We start from the raw sequence: 14,711 nt of genomic DNA on the forward strand, positions 1-14,711 counted from the left end.
CGCATACGGGTTGGCAATGGTCGACTGTGAGTATTGCTCGGAATCGTTCGACGGCGAGGACGCCTACCTCGACCACCTCGCCGACGCCCACGACGGCGAGTTGGGGGCTATCGACCGTCGGCGCGTCGAGGCACAGACCGGCAGCGCAGACGGGAACGCCCTTCCGGTCGGCCCCATCGTTATCGGCGTCGTCGTCCTGTTCGCCGTCGGGCTCACGGCGTACGTGACCCAGCTGAGTGGCGGTGATGGCGGAAGTGGCGCAGATCTGGTCGGGACCGCAGGCGCACAGCCCCTTTCCACGGTCGAAGCCTCCGGAATCGAGGCGTCGTCGCTCAACGATACCGGCGACAGCGACCGTCTGGCCGGCGTCCAGCAGTTCCCGGACCGGGGTGCCAACCACGTCGAAGAGGGCAGCGCCATCGACTATCAGCGGGTTCCGCCGCTCTCCGGGACACACTATGCGTCGACGGTGGGTGCGGGCTTCTACGAGGCGACGCCGTTGCTTGGCTCGCTCGTCCACACGCTCGAACACGGCGCGGTCATCGTCTACTACGACCCCGACGAGATATCGCCCGGAGCCAGAGAGAGTCTTCGGGGTTTTTCCAGCACACACACCGGCACTTGGCGGAGCGTCGTCGTCGTCCCGAACCCCAGCGACGACCCCCGCGCACCCTACGTCATGACGGCGTGGCGACACGAGCTGCCGATGGACGGCTACGACGCCGAGACCGTCCACGCGTTCCTCTCGGAGTACCTGGGTCGCGGCCCGGAGAACCCGGTCCGCTGAGGTGACTCAGTACAGCGGGTCCGGACCCGGCGGCATCGCTCGCTTGTGGGCGCTCGACTCGTGCATCTCGCGGACCGTCTCGACGGCGTCCGTCGGGACGCCGACGTGGTCGGCCGTCGCGGCCGCCGGGACGCCGCCGTCGACGTGCAGGGCGAGGATGGAGTCGAGCGTGTCGTAGTCCATCCCCATCTCGTCGGCGTCAGTTTGCCCGGCCCACATCTCGGCGCTCGCGGTCTTTTCGGCGAGGTCGTCGGGGACGCCGACGTGTTTCGCCAGCTGTCGGACCTGTTGTTTGTACAAGGGCGCGATAGGGTGGCAGTCGACCGCACCGTCGCCGTATTTCGTGTAGTAGCCGACCAATGCCTCGCTCCGGTTTCCAGTCCCCAGTACCAGCGCCTGTTCGTGGTTGCCGGCGAGATAGTTCAGCACCGCTCGACAGCGAACCCGGAGATTGCCGACGGCAAGCTGGTCGCCCTCAGCGTCTGGATAGGCGTCGAGGAACGCGTCGACCAGCGGGTTGATTTCGATGACGTCGTACTCGATGCCGAGCAGGTCGTTTGCGACCCGCTCGGCGTCGCTCATGTTGTCCGCGCGGTTGGCCTCGCTGGGCATCACGAGCCCGTGGACGGCGTCGCGGCCGAGCGCCTCGACGGCCAGATGGGAGACGAGCGTGCTGTCGATGCCCCCCGACAGCCCCATCACGACGGTGTCGACGCCGGCGGCGTCGACCTGGTCCGTGATGAACGAGGTGATGTGGTCGCGGTGCGCCTCCAGCTCGGCGTCGGAAAACGACAGGTCCAGCGGCTCATCGGCACGGACAATGGATTCGGCCGTTGCCATGTCTACTGGTTGGACGGGCGGAACTAATACCCATCTATCGACGTGATATTTTCGGACGCGCGTCCAGTCAAAACGCTACGTTCAAGTGCGGCCGCTGTTGACAGTCCGGTACGAAGCACGCTGGCGGTTGGCGGTCCCGCAGGGGCCGCAAGCCCCGGTCACCGAGCGCCGGTGGTCCAGTGGTAGGACATTGCCTTCCCAAGGCAATAGCCCGGGTTCAATTCCCGGCCGGCGCATTCTGCGACGAACGGATGTGAGGAGCGAATGGGCTACAGAGGGAATTGAAGCACAGAAGACGCAGCACGAGCGAAGCGAGTGACCGTCTTCGGGCGGTTCAATTCCCGGCCGGCGCACTTCCTTCGGTCGCTTCCCGCCCGATGTTCGCAATCGCTCTGTGAGTGCTCACTCCCGGCCAGCGAATTGTACTGCGAACCGCCCGAAACCGACAGGGAGAGCCGAAACGGGGCACGCACGGACAGCCCTGCGGAGGGTTCTAGGTACGTAGGGTGAACAGTTATGTCCGAAGAATGTGAATCACGTTAACATATGCCTCGACCATCCACTCGGCCACACAACCCCCTGCTGGAGTGTAAGGAATGCAACGAGCCGGTAATCAAGACAGCCGACGGGGAGTTCGAGTGCGTGGAGTGCGGGTGGCAGCCCGAGGCCGAACGCATGGACTCGTAACCGGCCGTCTCGGTCGCTTCGTGTGCGTGCGAGCCGATAGCTGGGGCAATCAGCGCCCCGTCCTGTTCTGCTGTGGCGAGTGAGGTCACTCGGCGTGAACCCGCGGACCGCGGAATACTTGTCGGGGCCGGGCATACCCAGTGCCAACAGATGGACGCGCCGCTGTGGACGGAGACACACGCCCCGGAGTTGTCGGATATCCGCCAGCCGAAGGCCCGCGAGCACCTACAGGGAGCCATCGAGGAGCCGATGAACCTCCTGGTCCATGGGCCGAAAGGCAGCGGGAAGACGGCCGCTGTCCGGGCTTTTGCCCGAGAGGTCCACGAGAATCCCGACGCGGACTTCACCGAACTCAATATGGCCGACGTGTTCGGCATGACAAAAAAGGAGGTCGCCAACGACCCGCGGTTCGCGTCGTTCATCGACAGCAAGCGACGGCGCGAGTCCTCGAAAGCCGACCTCATCAACCACGTTCTCAAGGAGTCGGCAAGCTACTCGCCGGTGTCGGGCAGCTACAAGACCATCCTGCTGGACAACGCCGAGGGGATGCGCGAGGACTTCCAGCAGGCGCTGCGCCGAGTGATGGAGCAGTACTACGAGGCGACGCAGTTCGTCATTGCGACGCGCCAGCCCTCTGCTGTTATTCCGCCGATCCGCTCGCGGTGTTTCCCGGTCGTGATGCGCGAGCCGACCCACGAGGAGACGGTGTCGGTACTTGAGGACATCGTCACCGCGGAGGAGGTCGACCACGACGACGACGGCATCGAGTACGTCGCCGGCTACGCGGAGGGGGACCTCCGGACGGCCGTGCTGGCCGCTCAGACGACCGCCGAGGCGGAGGGCGAAGTGACGATGGACGCCGCCTTCGAGACGCTGAACGCCGTCGAGGCCGATGACCAGGTCGAGCAGATGGTCAAGGCGGCCGAGGACGGGCGCTTTACCGACGCGCGGTCGACGCTGGACGACCTGCTCGTCGATGAAGGGTACGGCGCGTCCGATATCCTCGACGACATGCTGGACGTGGCCCGGTCGCGCTACTCCGGGGACCGACTCGCGGAGGTCCACCGACTGGCCGGCGAGACGGACATGGCGCTGGTCGACGCGGCCAACGAGCGAATTCACCTCTCGCGCCTGCTGGCACAGCTGGGCCAGCAGTAGGCCGCTCCCGCCCGGACGCGCCGCCACGGCGGGCCTCGGCGGAGCCGCCGGACGGCGTCGGGACGCAGCGACACGGAATCGCGGACGGAGACGGCGTCAACCGCTTCGAAATCCTTTTACGCGCTTCGGCGGGTAGATACGGACAACGAACCATGGATATCGACATCATCGAAGAAGACGAGAATCCCATGTTGCACCGCACGGACGTCCGGTTCGAGGTCGTCCACGACGAAGCCACCCCCTCCCGTCTCTCTGTCCGCGACTCTCTTGCGGCCACGCTGAACAAGGACGCCGAGGAAGTCGTCATCCACAAGCTCGACACCAAGTTCGGCATGCGGAAGACGGTCGGCTACGCGAAGGTCTACGACAGCCCCGAGTACGCCCGTGACGTCGAGCAAGACCACATGCTCGAACGCAACAAGATTGTTGCCGACGGCGAAGAGGAAGCGGAGGAAGCATAGATGCCACACAACGAGTACTACAACGACGACGGCGAACTCGACCGCGAGACCTGTCCCCGGTGTGGCGACACCGTCCTCGCCGAACACGAGGACCGCCAGCACTGCGGGAAGTGCGGCTACACCGAGTGGAAGTAAGGCCGCCCGATGCGCGTTCTGGGTATCGAAGGAACCGCCTGGGCAGCCAGTGCTGCGGTGTTCGAGACGCCGGACCCGGCCCGGGCGACCGACGACGACCACGTTTTTATCGAGACTGACGCCTACGCGCCGGATAGCGGCGGCATCCACCCGCGCGAGGCCGCCGAACACATGGGCGAGGCCATTCCGACCGTTGTCGAGATGGCCATCGAACACGCACACGAGCGGGCTGGCGGTGCAAACGGGGACGACAGCGCGCCAATCGACGCGGTGGCCTTCGCTCGTGGCCCGGGACTTGGCCCCTGCCTGCGTATCGTCGCCACAGCCGCTCGGGCGGTCGCCCAGCGGTTCGACGTGCCGCTAGTCGGCGTGAACCACATGGTCGCCCACCTCGAAGTGGGCCGCCACCGGTCGGGCTTCGACTCGCCGGTGTGTCTCAACGCCTCCGGCGCGAACGCCCACATCCTGGGCTATCGGAACGGCCGGTACCGGGTGCTGGGCGAGACGATGGACACCGGCGTCGGCAACGCCATCGACAAGTTCACGCGCCACGTCGGCTGGTCCCACCCCGGCGGACCGAAGGTCGAAAGACACGCCCGCGACGGCGAGTACCACGAACTGCCCTACGTGGTCAAGGGGATGGACTTCTCCTTCTCGGGCATCATGAGCGCCGCCAAGCAGGCCGTCGACGACGGCGTCCCAGTGGACGATGTCTGTCGCGGCATGGAGGAGACCATCTTCGCCATGCTGACGGAGGTGGCCGAGCGGGCGCTGTCGCTGACCGGTGCCGACGAACTGGTGCTCGGCGGCGGCGTCGGCCAGAACGACCGCCTCCAGCGGATGCTCGGCGAGATGTGCGAGCAACGCGGCGCAACGTTTTACGCCCCCGAACACCGCTTCCTGCGGGACAACGCCGGGATGATAGCGATTCTGGGCGCGAAGATGTACGCGGCCGGCGACACCATCGCCATCGAGGACTCCCGTATCGACTCGAACTTCCGGCCCGACGAGGTGGCCGTCACCTGGCGCGGGACCGAAGAGTCGGTGGACAGCTATCGGGCGGCGGACGACGAAGTCCAGGGCGCGGAGGCGACCGTCCGCTTCGACGGGGACCGCGTTATCAAAGAGCGAGTGCCGCGGAGCTACCGCCATCCAACACTGGACGAGCGCCTGCGGACCGAACGCACCAGACAGGAGGCCCGGCTCACCAGCGAGGCGCGCCGCCACGGCGTCCCGACGCCGCTGGTCCGGGACGTGGACCCGCAGGACGCCCGCATCGTCTTCCAGCGCGTCGGCGAGACCGACCTCCGCGAGGGGCTGTCCGAGTCGCGGGTCGCCGACGTGGGCCGCTGGCTCGCCCGCATCCACGACGCCGGCTTCGTCCACGGCGACCCGACGACGCGAAACGTCAGGGTCGGCAGCTGGGACCGACAGGGAGACCAGACCTTCCTCATCGATTTCGGCCTCGGCTACTACACGCAGGAGGCAGAGGACCACGCGATGGACCTCCACGTCCTCGCCCAGTCGCTCGCCGGCACCGCGGACGACCCCGAGACGCTGCTGTCGGCAGCCGAAGACGCCTATCGAACGGAGAGCGACCACGCCGATTCGGTGTTCGCCAGCCTCGACGACATCGAGGGTCGTGGCCGATATCAGTAGGATATGAACCACGGGCGGTGCTGAGTTGCGGTCGGCGGAGCAAGCATACCGCGGCCTCCGGCCGCGATCTCACGCGAATCGCTCCGCGATTCGCGCTTTTTTTCGCCCGCGTTTTTCGAGTCAAGCGGGACTGAAGGTCCCGCTGACCGTGCGAACGGGCGCTTCGCGCCCGTGAGCAGAGAGCCGTCCCCGCAGCGAGCGAAGCGAGCGAGGAACGGTGACGACGAAGAAGGTGGTGGACAAATGGTTTAACCTCGGCCCGAGTAGAACGCAGTATGGCAGAAAAACCCCAGTCGGGAACGTTGTTCGGCGTGCCGTACAACTTCGAACGACCGAGCCTCAAGCGGTTGGTGTCGGCCTACTGGAAGCCGGGCGATGACATGCTGGTCGAAAAACCGTTCGGCATCGGCTACACGCTGAACCTGGCGAACTGGCGCTCGTGGGTCGTGCTGGCGGTCGCTGGCGTGATGCTGTACCTCGAACGCGGCGGCAGCAGCGAGGAGTTCGAGTCCGAGAGCGAGGACGAGCCGGTCGAAGTCGTTGTCGACTGACAGCTGTTTCGACGGCTCTTTTATCGCCGGCCGCTGTGTGCCGGTATGCTCAATTTTGTCACGACTAACCCCGGGAAAGTCCGGGAGGCGACCGAGTATCTCGACGACGATGTCCAGCAGTTCGACTTCGACTACCCGGAGGTCCAGGCCGACGACCTGCGAACGGTCGCGGCAGAGGGGGCACGAGCGGCCTATCACGCAGCGGGCGGGCCGGTCATCGTCGACGATGCGGGGCTGTTCATCGACGCTTTCGATGGGTTCCCCGGGCCGTACTCCTCGTACGTCGAGGACACGGTCGGCGTCGAGCGCGTGTGGCGCATGACCGAACCAGAGGACGACCGCGGCGCGGCGTTCAAAACAGTCATCGCCTACTGCGACGGCGAAGGCTTCGAGGCGACGCCGGACCCGGACGGCATCGACCGCGAGGCCCGGCGCGGACAGGACCTGTCGGCCGACGCCCGCGGCGCAGCGACGACTGACGAGCAGGTTCACGACGGGAGCGCAAAGAGCAGCGAGACAGTGCCGGTAAAGCTGTTCGAAGGGCGTGTGAACGGCGAAATCGTCGCCCCGCGCGGCGAGGGTGGGTTCGGCTTCGACCCCATCTTCGAACACGACGGGACGACCTTCGCGGAGATGAGCACCGAGCAGAAGAACGCCATCTCCCACCGTGGGCGAGCGCTGGCGAAGTTCGCGGAGTGGTACGGTGAGCGGTAGCGACGTGTCGGTCGTCGGGACCGGCGGCACCGCGTTGATAACCGGTGCATCGGCGGGCATCGGCGAAGCGTTAGCGCGTGAGTTCGCGGCACGCGGCCACGACGTAGTGCTGGTCGCCCGGAGCGAGCGGAAACTGGAGCGGCTGGCCGAGGACCTCGAAACAAGGGGAGTCACAGCGACCTCTATTGTGATGGACCTCGACCACGCGACGGCCGCCGAATCGCTGTACGAGGAGGTGACCGAGCGCGGTCTAACCATTGATGTCCTCGTTAACAACGTCGGCGTGGGGACATACGGCCCGTTCGCCGAAAGTGATCTGTCGGAAGAGCGGACGCAGTTGCGCCTGAACGTCATGCTCCCGGTCGAATTGACCCGACTATTCATCGACGAGTTCGACGATGGCGGTGCGGTTATCAATATGGGTTCAGTCGCCGGATTCCAGCCGGGGCCGAACCTCGCCGGCTACTACGCAAGCAAAGCGTACATCAACAGCTTCAGCGAAGCGCTCGCAGAGGAATGCCGGGAAACACCGGTCGACGTGACGGTGGTTTGTCCCGGCCCAGTCGACACAGAGTTTCAGGAGCGAGCAGGGATGACGGACTCGACGGTTGGGTCGGTTGCCACGAACTCGCCCGAGGCCGTCGCATCGGCGGCGTATACCGGGGCCGCGGCTGGTGAGACTGTCGTCATTCCGCGGCGGTCGATGCGGCTTATCGACCGATTGGTGCGGGTGACACCGCGCTGGGTCGTCCGGCGCGTTGCAGCGCTGGTCAACCAAGACAGGTAGAGAATCAGTTCCGAGACTGCCGTTGAATCCAGTGTTCGTCTCGTCTCCTGTCTGGTTTTCGTCCGCCGGTTCCTTTTCAATCTCCGAGAATTGGACTCGAACCTTATTATACAGTGTAAAAAAAAGGAGCGTATGCTCACAGCCCTCGTCGAACAGTACAAGTCGGTGATACGTGGATCACTCGATATTTTCGGTGTCTCCGGTTCAGTCGAGCGGAAAGTGCTCGCGGCCGTCGGTCTGCAGTTTGCCGCGTCTGTCGCACTGGCAGTTGTCTCGCTTGTCGCCAGCGGGACCGTCCGGTTCGTCGTCACGGGCGTGTTGCTTGCTGGCGCTATCGTCGCGTTCGCCAACACGGTGTTCATTACCCGCGAGGACTTCGTCGAACCCATCACAGCGATGGCCGCGGGTGCGGACCATATCGCGGCTGGCGAACTCGACGTGGAACTGCCCGAGAGCGAGCGCGACGACGAAGTCGCCGAACTGCTCTCCTCGTTTCGCTCGATGCAATCCTATCTGCTGACAGTGTCCGAACAGGCCGACGCGCTCTCCCGGCAGGAGTTCGACGCCGACGTTCTCGACGAGGACGTGCCCGGGACCTTCGGGCAGTCGCTGGAGAAGATGGCCGCTAGTATGGACGATTATACCACCGAACTCAAGACGATGACCAGCGACCTCGAACGGCGCTCCCAGGCGCTTAACGACCTCGTCGTCGCCTTCGGTGACGCCGCTGAACGGGCAAAAGACGGGGATCTGACGGCCACGATAGACGAGGACTTCGACGCCGACGACGAGCAGTTCGACGCCGTCGTCGAGAACTACAACGACCTTGTGACGACGCTCGGAGGAACAGTGGCAACCGTCGCCGCGTTCGCGGAGGACGTTGACGAGACAAGCGATCACGTCACCCGAAGCATCGAAGAAATCGACGACGCGAGCGACGAGATTTCCCGGTCGATTCAGGAAATCTCGGCTGGAGCCAGCCAGCAGGCGTCGCGTCACGACGACGTTGCCTCGGAAATGAACACGCTGTCTGCCACCGTCGAAGAGATCGCTGCGACCGCCGAGAACGCGGCCGACACCGCCGAGAAGGCGACACAGCGAGGGCGCGAGGGACGCGCGGACGCCGAGCAGGCGATCGACGAACTCGACGAGATGGAGGCCCGTATCGACGATATCGCCGTTGCGGTCGAAAGTCTGGTCGACCAGATCAGCGAGATCGACGACATCGTCGAGGTCATCACAGACATCGCCGAGCAGACCAACATGCTCGCACTGAACGCCTCCATCGAGGCGGCCCGCGCGGACGCAAGCGGGGACGGGTTCGCCGTCGTCGCCGACGAGGTGAAAACACTCGCAGAAGAGACCCGCGACGCCGCAACAGACGTATCAGACCGGATACAGGCAGTCCAGCACGAGGCCAGCGAGACCGTCAGCGACGTGGAGGCGACGAACCAGCAGGTGACCGACAGCGCCGCGACAATCGAGTCGGCGCTCCGGGACTTCGAGGACATCGTCGACGTGCTCGGCGAGGTCAACGCCTCGATTCAGGAGATATCGGGAGCCACCGCCGAGCAGGCGGAAACCACGCAGGAGGTCGTCGATATGGTCGACGAGGTCGCCGAAGTGAGCGAGCAGACAAACGAGGAGTCAGAGGCCGTTGCCGCCGCGACAGAGGAACAGACCGCGACGATTACCGAAGTGACCACCGAGGTACAGGAGATGGCGGCACAGACCGACGAATTACGTGAGGTGCTTGCGGAGTTCGACGTTGCAGAGGACGCAGCCGGGCCATCGAGGACCGGCTCTGCACCCACGGTAACGACCGCTGACGACTGATGACTCGCTATGCGCGTGGGTCCCGATCTGGACCGGGATACTCGCCGTTCTCGACGACGGGATACAGTGACTCCGGATCGAACAGGCGAGCAAAGGCATCCGGCGGTCTGACACTCAGGGACATATGACGGTTGAGCGACGCGCTGGTCCGGGCGCTACGCAGGTCGTCCGCATAGGACAGGAGGTGCTGTGCGCCGCCCCGGTAAGCCGAGGCCAGCGCGGGATGGTCTCCGGCCGGGTGGTCGACAATATCACAGCCGGGTTCGATCCGCGCCCGCCAGTCGGCCGCCAGATCGGCGTCAGCAAGGTCGGTGATGACGGCAGCGGCATCATCTAACAGGTGGTCGCTCGCGACGAGCGTGACCCACGAGTGCCGGCGGACGTGGTCGATAGCGGCACGGGCATCGCTGTCTGGCCCACACAGCAGGTCGGCGGCGAGGACATCAGCATCGGCGACGACACGCGCTGGCGACGGCTCATGCATCGTCTTTGTCCTCCGCGCGGTGCGCTTCAAGGGCCGCACAGACAGCGTCGACCGTAGTCTGGTGGTCTGCCGCGCGTTCAAACAGCGTCGCCCAGGTCATACGAGAAGGCAGTGGTCGAACGATGAAAAACCCGTGCCGTCTGTCGTCTGTCGCGCGCCTGTCTGACGGGCATTTATGCCTACCGGTAGCATTCCACCCGGTACGGGCGCGCTTCCACGGCTGCAGTGGATGTCGGTGACACTGCGTGCCATCCTATCCTCCCCAGGCGCGCCCGGACACCGCGATCCTCCCTTTCATATCCTACTTCCCCCCGGCTTTCGTCGAAGACAGCGAAACTGTCAGTCTGAGAGGGACTGCGGCAGAGCGGACCCGGGAAGTTTCAGGCTGATGCGTCGCCCCGGAGCGTTGCCCGGATGTCGTCCAGCCCGCCGGGGTCGGCCATAATGGCGACGCTGTCGCCGGGCTCGATCTCGGTCTGTGGGAGCGGAATCGTCATCGGTTCGTGATCCTTTCCGTGGGCGTAGATGCGGGCGTCGCCGGGGAGGTCCACCTCAACGACTCGTTTGCCGACGAACGGCGAGTCATCGGGGATTCGGATACTCGCGACCGATAGCTGTTCGGTCAGGTCGGCGAGAACGTTGAAGTCACCGCCAAGCAGTGCCGTCTTCGCGCCGGCCGCGCCCAACCGCTCGGGGTAGATTATCTCGTCTACGTCAGCGGCGTACTTCTCGTAGATTTCCTCGCGGTAGTCGGCGTCGATTCGTAGAACAGTTCGACAGCCGAACTCTTTGCCGATCATACAGGCAGTGAAGTTCGTGTTCAGATCGCCCGTGAGGCCGCCGATAGCGTCTGCGCTTTCGATGCCGGCATCGACGAGGACGCTTTCCTCGTTGCCATCACCCTGGATAGTCTCGAATCCGGTTTCCCTGGCCCGTTCGACCTTCACAGGGTCGTTGTCGACGATAACGACTTCGTGGCCCTCGCTTTGCAGAATCCGTGCGGTCCGGATGCCGACGCGGCCATAGCCAACGATAACGAACTTCATGGACTACGGTACGACGGCCACCATTAAAAATGTGAACGGGTGACAGGGTGACGGGGCTTAGCTTTCTGACGTCGCGTTTCCTTCAGTCCCGTTGTCCGTTTCGTCAGTTTCGTCGCCTTCGTCAGCCTCCTCAGTCTCATTGGCTGGCGGTTCTTCAGTTTCGTCGGCGGGCGGTTCTTCAGTTTCGTCGGCGGGCGGCTCTTCAGTTTCGTCGGCGGGCGGCTCTTCAGTCTCGTTGGCTGGCGGCTCTTCGGTCTCGTTGGCTGGTGGCTCTTCAGTCTCGTTGGCTGGTGGCTCTTCAGTCTCGTTGGCTGGGGGCTCTTCGGTCTCGTTCGCTGGTGGCTCTTCGGTCTCGTTCGCTGGTGGCTCTTCGGTCTCGTTCGCTGGTGGCTCTTCGGTCTCGTTCGCTGGTGGCTCTTCGGTCTCGTTCGCTGGTGGCTCGATAGTGATCTCGGCGAACGCACCGTCGTCGCGCGTGAAGACGCTATGGATGTACGTGTCCGGCCCGACACCGGTCGTGTCGACGGTAAACGTCACGTCAGCAGATTCGTTCGCGTCGAGGCTCACGGACTCAGAGACCAGCGGCTGGCCGTTCAGTCGGAACTCGACGCTCTGGGTCGTGTTGAACTCGTTCGGGTTGGCGACAGTTGCGGTGACCGTGACGTTGTCACCGGCGGTGGCGTTCGTCGGTGCGTCGAGGCTCTCCAGCGTGAACGAGTCAGAGATGGTAACCGCGGCGACCTGTCCGTCGTCGCTGGTGAAGACACCGTGGCGGTAGTCACCGGGTTCGATGCCGGTCGTGTCCGCCGAGAACTGAACGGTTGCGCTCTCGTTAGGCTCAAGCGTGACGAGCGTCCGGTCGACGACGGCCCCGTCGAACCGGAACGCCACGGATTCAGTCACCGCGGTGTTTTGATTGTTCGTGACCGTCGCGGCCACGTCAGCAGTCGAGTTGGGAGCGACGCTCTGGGGTGCGGTCAGGGAATCGAGAGTGACCCCCGTGTTCGCGGCTTGTTCTGACGGCGATTCCTGTTGCGCTGTCACGCCCGGTACGGCCCCGACCTGTGCGGTGAGGCCGCCGACGACGAGGAGCGCAGCGAAAACGGCGAGTGTGCGAGTTCGTATCATGGTTCGATTCTGCGGTGATCGGCAGGCAATGCGAACTGTTCGACGGGTGAACGACACATAAACCGGCGAGACAGTTCAGCAGAGACTAATAACCTGCTAAGCCGTTCGCTGTGACTGCTGGCTCGGGAAAGTGAGACTGAGCGATAGATACGTGGTATTAAAAATTTTTGCCGGTGATTAAGCTCTCGGCAGAGAAGCGCGTACGCTGGCGAGAGATGGCGGAAAGCAGCCGTTATTTTGGGTTAGTACGAATAGCCATGGGACAACCACACATACAGACGACCGCCGCAGCGACCCGAGCGAACAAGACGGCGGGTGATACCCTACACTGACAGCGCCCTTTCGACACCGGTTTACCCGTCGACAGTAGAGGATGCGATGACCATGCGCGTGACGTTTCTCGGGACGAGTGGGGCCGTGCCGACGACCCAGCGCAACACGAGCAGCATCTTCGTCAACCGCGACGGCGACTACCTCCTCTTCGACTGCGGCGAGGGCACACAGCGACAGATGATGCGCTTTGGGACCGGCTTCGCTATCGACCACCTGTTCGTCACGCATCTCCACGGCGACCACGTCCTCGGGATTCCGGGCCTGCTCCAGACGTGGGACTTCAACGAACGCGACCGCGCCATCGCCGTCCACACGCCGGCGGGCACGCGCGGGAACATCAAACAGCTCATTCAGGCCAACGGGACGACACCGTCGTTTCCTGTCCGCATCAACGAGGTGTCGGCTGGAGACGTCGTCCTCGACCGGCCGGAGTACGAGATTCGAGCCATCGAGACGGCTCATCGCTGTGCCAGCGTCGGCTACGTCCTCGACGAGGACGACCGGAAGGGGAAGTTCGACCGGGAGAAAGCCGAAGAAGAGTTCGGCATCCCGCCGGGGCCGAAATACTCCAAGCTCCACCGCGGTGAGGCCATCGAACACGAGGGCGAGACCATCCAGCCGGAGGCCGTCGTCGGGCCGCCCCGTCCCGGTCGGCGGTTCGTCTACACCGGCGACACGCTGCCGACCGAGAGCGTCATCGAGGCGAGCGAGGGCGCTGACCTGCTGGTCCACGACGCCACCTTCGCCGAGGACCGGAAAGAGCGGGCGAAGGCGACGGCCCACTCCACCGCCCGGGAGGCCGCCGACGTAGCGCGACAGGCCGGCGCGTCGACACTGGCACTGACGCACATCTCGACGCGTTACGCCGCGAGCGCCGACAAGCTAGTTGACGAAGCTCGGGACGCGTTCGACGGCGAGGTCGTGCTCGCCGAAGACGGGATGGAGCGCCGCGTCGAGTTCCCGGACGCGGGCGAATCCTGATGAGATAGTGCAGCATTTATTCGTTGAAGCAGTAGCGGAGCCATGACATACCGATTAGTCCACGTCGGTCTGGGGGGCCAAGGGTCCACCTGGGCGACGGACGCGATCCCACCGAACGTTCGCGACGACCGGATCGAGGTCGTCGCCGCGGTCGACACCGACCCCGAGCGGCACGAACTGGCCGAGCGGGAACTCGGCCTGTCGCCCGAAGAGTGTTACGCCGACCTCGAAACCGCGCTCTCTGAGCGGCCGGCCGACATCTGTTCTATCGTGACGCCGCCGTCGACACACGAGGCCGTCGTGGAGACGGCACTCGCCCACGACCTGCATATCATTTCGGAGAAGCCGATTGCCGACACGCTGGAGGCGTCGGTCCGCGTCGCCGAAAAAGTCGACGAGGCCGGCAAAAAAATGGGCGTTACGATGAGCCACCGGTTCGACCGGGACAAGGCGACGTTCCAGCGGGCCGTCGAGGACGCCGGCCCCGTCGATTATCTGACGGCGCGGTACACGGGGAACGTCCGCGAACGAGACTTCTACGCCGACTACGTCTACGAAATGGAGAACATGCTGTTGCTCGACGGCGCAATCCACCACCTCGACATCCTCGCGTCGCTGGCCGATTCGCCCTGTGAGCGGGTGTATGCCGAAACGTGGACGCCCGAGGAAGCCGACTACGACGGTGACTGCACCGGCTTCGTGACGCTGCATTTCGCCGACGGAACCCGCGCCCAGTACGAGGGCAGCTACGCCAACGCGACCACGCTGAACGGCTGGGGACACGAACAGTTCCGCGCCGAGTGTGCGGACCAGACCGTCGTCCTCGACCGCCGCGACGTCGAGCGGTTCCACGCCGAGGACTACCACACCGGGAACTTCGAGAGCATCGGCAAGGGCGACGGCGAGTCGGTGCCACTCGCCGAGCGCCCCCACTGGAAGAACGCCTGGCTCATCGAGCAGTTCTGTGACTGGATCGACGGCGGCGAGCCGATGCCGACGAACGTCGACAGCGTCCTCCAGTCGATGGCCATCGTCTTCGCCGCCATCGAGAGCAGCGAGACCGGCGAGGCCGTCGACGTGCAAGCGCTGCTTGAAGACGCCCGCGCGAACGCCTGAGCCGCTCG

At 64.6% G+C, this 14,711-nt stretch carries 16 protein-coding genes and 1 tRNA gene; 13 read left to right on the forward strand and 4 right to left on the reverse strand.

Translation table 11 applies throughout. From position 1 onward, the window contains the following. Positions 1-16 precede the first annotated feature (16 nt). Positions 17-787, forward strand: a complete 771-nt coding sequence (locus DVK01_RS05145) for a DUF3105 domain-containing protein (RefSeq protein ID WP_121535714.1) — start codon at positions 17-19, stop codon at positions 785-787. A gap of 6 nt (positions 788-793) precedes the next feature. Here the strand turns inward: DVK01_RS05145 and DVK01_RS05150 are convergent, their stop codons facing one another. Beyond that, a complete protein-coding gene (locus DVK01_RS05150) occupies positions 794-1,627 on the reverse strand; it encodes an NAD+ synthase (RefSeq protein WP_101351217.1) in 834 nt (277 codons plus the stop codon). A gap of 165 nt (positions 1,628-1,792) precedes the next feature. Between DVK01_RS05150 and DVK01_RS05155 the strand changes: the two genes are divergently transcribed. The 10 genes from DVK01_RS05155 (at position 1,793) to DVK01_RS05195 (ending at position 9,615) form a co-directional block, all read left to right on the forward strand. After that, positions 1,793-1,863: transfer RNA gene (locus DVK01_RS05155), tRNA-Gly, on the forward strand. A gap of 310 nt (positions 1,864-2,173) precedes the next feature. Then, positions 2,174-2,314 (forward strand): hypothetical protein, encoded by a 141-nt coding sequence (locus DVK01_RS22100; RefSeq protein ID WP_198560195.1) that lies wholly within the window; start codon positions 2,174-2,176, stop codon positions 2,312-2,314. A gap of 150 nt (positions 2,315-2,464) precedes the next feature. Beyond that, complete coding sequence (locus DVK01_RS05160; RefSeq protein ID WP_121535717.1) at positions 2,465-3,472, forward strand: AAA family ATPase; 1,008 nt, start codon at positions 2,465-2,467, stop codon at positions 3,470-3,472. A gap of 152 nt (positions 3,473-3,624) precedes the next feature. Further along, entirely contained in the window at positions 3,625-3,933 is a 309-nt protein-coding gene (locus DVK01_RS05165) for a 30S ribosomal protein S24e (protein WP_053966642.1), read from the forward strand. Beyond that, positions 3,934-4,068 (forward strand): 30S ribosomal protein S27ae, encoded by a 135-nt coding sequence (locus DVK01_RS05170; protein ID WP_004516109.1) that lies wholly within the window; start codon positions 3,934-3,936, stop codon positions 4,066-4,068. 9 nt (positions 4,069-4,077) lie between these two features. After that, a complete protein-coding gene (locus tag DVK01_RS05175; protein ID WP_121535720.1) occupies positions 4,078-5,727 on the forward strand; it encodes a bifunctional N(6)-L-threonylcarbamoyladenine synthase/serine/threonine protein kinase in 1,650 nt (549 codons plus the stop codon). A gap of 275 nt (positions 5,728-6,002) precedes the next feature. After that, positions 6,003-6,278 carry a DUF5808 domain-containing protein gene (locus DVK01_RS05180; RefSeq protein ID WP_004590574.1) on the forward strand — a complete coding sequence of 92 codons (276 nt, stop codon included), beginning with the start codon at positions 6,003-6,005 and terminating at the stop codon, positions 6,276-6,278. A 45-nt stretch (positions 6,279-6,323) separates the two neighbouring features. Further along, positions 6,324-6,992, forward strand: a complete 669-nt coding sequence (locus DVK01_RS05185) for a non-canonical purine NTP pyrophosphatase (protein WP_101351220.1) — start codon at positions 6,324-6,326, stop codon at positions 6,990-6,992. After that, positions 6,982-7,779: an SDR family oxidoreductase gene (locus DVK01_RS05190; protein WP_101351221.1), complete on the forward strand. Its 798-nt coding sequence runs from the start codon at positions 6,982-6,984 to the stop codon at positions 7,777-7,779. Before DVK01_RS05185 ends, DVK01_RS05190 begins: the two co-directional genes overlap by 11 nt. Before the next feature lie 132 nt (positions 7,780-7,911). Further along, complete coding sequence (locus DVK01_RS05195; protein ID WP_121535723.1) at positions 7,912-9,615, forward strand: methyl-accepting chemotaxis protein; 1,704 nt, start codon at positions 7,912-7,914, stop codon at positions 9,613-9,615. A 7-nt stretch (positions 9,616-9,622) separates the two neighbouring features. On the opposite strand, the gene DVK01_RS05200 is transcribed toward DVK01_RS05195, so the two are convergent. From DVK01_RS05200 to DVK01_RS05210, 3 genes are all read right to left on the reverse strand, one after another. After that, a complete protein-coding gene (locus tag DVK01_RS05200; protein WP_121535726.1) occupies positions 9,623-10,099 on the reverse strand; it encodes a hypothetical protein in 477 nt (158 codons plus the stop codon). 380 nt (positions 10,100-10,479) lie between these two features. Next, positions 10,480-11,145 carry a TrkA family potassium uptake protein gene (locus DVK01_RS05205; protein WP_101351224.1) on the reverse strand — a complete coding sequence of 222 codons (666 nt, stop codon included), beginning with the start codon at positions 11,143-11,145 and terminating at the stop codon, positions 10,480-10,482. 57 nt (positions 11,146-11,202) lie between these two features. Beyond that, positions 11,203-12,273, reverse strand: a complete 1,071-nt coding sequence (locus tag DVK01_RS05210; protein WP_121535729.1) for a CARDB domain-containing protein — start codon at positions 12,271-12,273, stop codon at positions 11,203-11,205. 378 nt (positions 12,274-12,651) lie between these two features. On the opposite strand from DVK01_RS05210, the gene rnz reads away from it, so the two are divergent. Together rnz and DVK01_RS05220 are read left to right on the forward strand one after the other, a co-directional pair. Then, positions 12,652-13,587, forward strand: coding sequence for a ribonuclease Z (gene rnz / locus DVK01_RS05215; RefSeq protein WP_121535732.1), 936 nt, complete (start codon positions 12,652-12,654; stop codon positions 13,585-13,587). A gap of 42 nt (positions 13,588-13,629) precedes the next feature. Then, entirely contained in the window at positions 13,630-14,703 is a 1,074-nt protein-coding gene (locus DVK01_RS05220; protein WP_101351227.1) for a Gfo/Idh/MocA family protein, read from the forward strand. Positions 14,704-14,711: the final 8 nt, after the last annotated feature.

It is taken from the genome of Haloarcula sp. Atlit-120R (assembly GCF_003665885.1).
GTDB lineage: Archaea > Halobacteriota > Halobacteria > Halobacteriales > Haloarculaceae > Haloarcula > Haloarcula taiwanensis.

What these genes read in the sequence shown, in the direction of transcription:
- DVK01_RS05145 (WP_121535714.1), top strand. Translation starts at nt 17, where the DNA reads ATGGTCGACTGTGAGTATTGCTCGGAATCGTTCGACGGCGAGGACGCC.
- DVK01_RS05150 (WP_101351217.1), bottom strand. Translation starts at nt 1,627, where the DNA reads ATGGCAACGGCCGAATCCATTGTCCGTGCCGATGAGCCGCTGGACCTG.
- DVK01_RS22100 (WP_198560195.1), top strand. Translation starts at nt 2,174, where the DNA reads ATGCCTCGACCATCCACTCGGCCACACAACCCCCTGCTGGAGTGTAAG.
- DVK01_RS05160 (WP_121535717.1), top strand. Translation starts at nt 2,465, where the DNA reads ATGGACGCGCCGCTGTGGACGGAGACACACGCCCCGGAGTTGTCGGAT.
- DVK01_RS05165 (WP_053966642.1), top strand. Translation starts at nt 3,625, where the DNA reads ATGGATATCGACATCATCGAAGAAGACGAGAATCCCATGTTGCACCGC.
- DVK01_RS05170 (WP_004516109.1), top strand. Translation starts at nt 3,934, where the DNA reads ATGCCACACAACGAGTACTACAACGACGACGGCGAACTCGACCGCGAG.
- DVK01_RS05175 (WP_121535720.1), top strand. Translation starts at nt 4,078, where the DNA reads ATGCGCGTTCTGGGTATCGAAGGAACCGCCTGGGCAGCCAGTGCTGCG.
- DVK01_RS05180 (WP_004590574.1), top strand. Translation starts at nt 6,003, where the DNA reads ATGGCAGAAAAACCCCAGTCGGGAACGTTGTTCGGCGTGCCGTACAAC.
- DVK01_RS05185 (WP_101351220.1), top strand. Translation starts at nt 6,324, where the DNA reads ATGCTCAATTTTGTCACGACTAACCCCGGGAAAGTCCGGGAGGCGACC.
- DVK01_RS05195 (WP_121535723.1), top strand. Translation starts at nt 7,912, where the DNA reads ATGCTCACAGCCCTCGTCGAACAGTACAAGTCGGTGATACGTGGATCA.
- DVK01_RS05200 (WP_121535726.1), bottom strand. Translation starts at nt 10,099, where the DNA reads ATGCATGAGCCGTCGCCAGCGCGTGTCGTCGCCGATGCTGATGTCCTC.
- DVK01_RS05205 (WP_101351224.1), bottom strand. Translation starts at nt 11,145, where the DNA reads ATGAAGTTCGTTATCGTTGGCTATGGCCGCGTCGGCATCCGGACCGCA.
- DVK01_RS05210 (WP_121535729.1), bottom strand. Translation starts at nt 12,273, where the DNA reads ATGATACGAACTCGCACACTCGCCGTTTTCGCTGCGCTCCTCGTCGTC.
- rnz (WP_121535732.1), top strand. Translation starts at nt 12,652, where the DNA reads ATGACCATGCGCGTGACGTTTCTCGGGACGAGTGGGGCCGTGCCGACG.
- DVK01_RS05220 (WP_101351227.1), top strand. Translation starts at nt 13,630, where the DNA reads ATGACATACCGATTAGTCCACGTCGGTCTGGGGGGCCAAGGGTCCACC.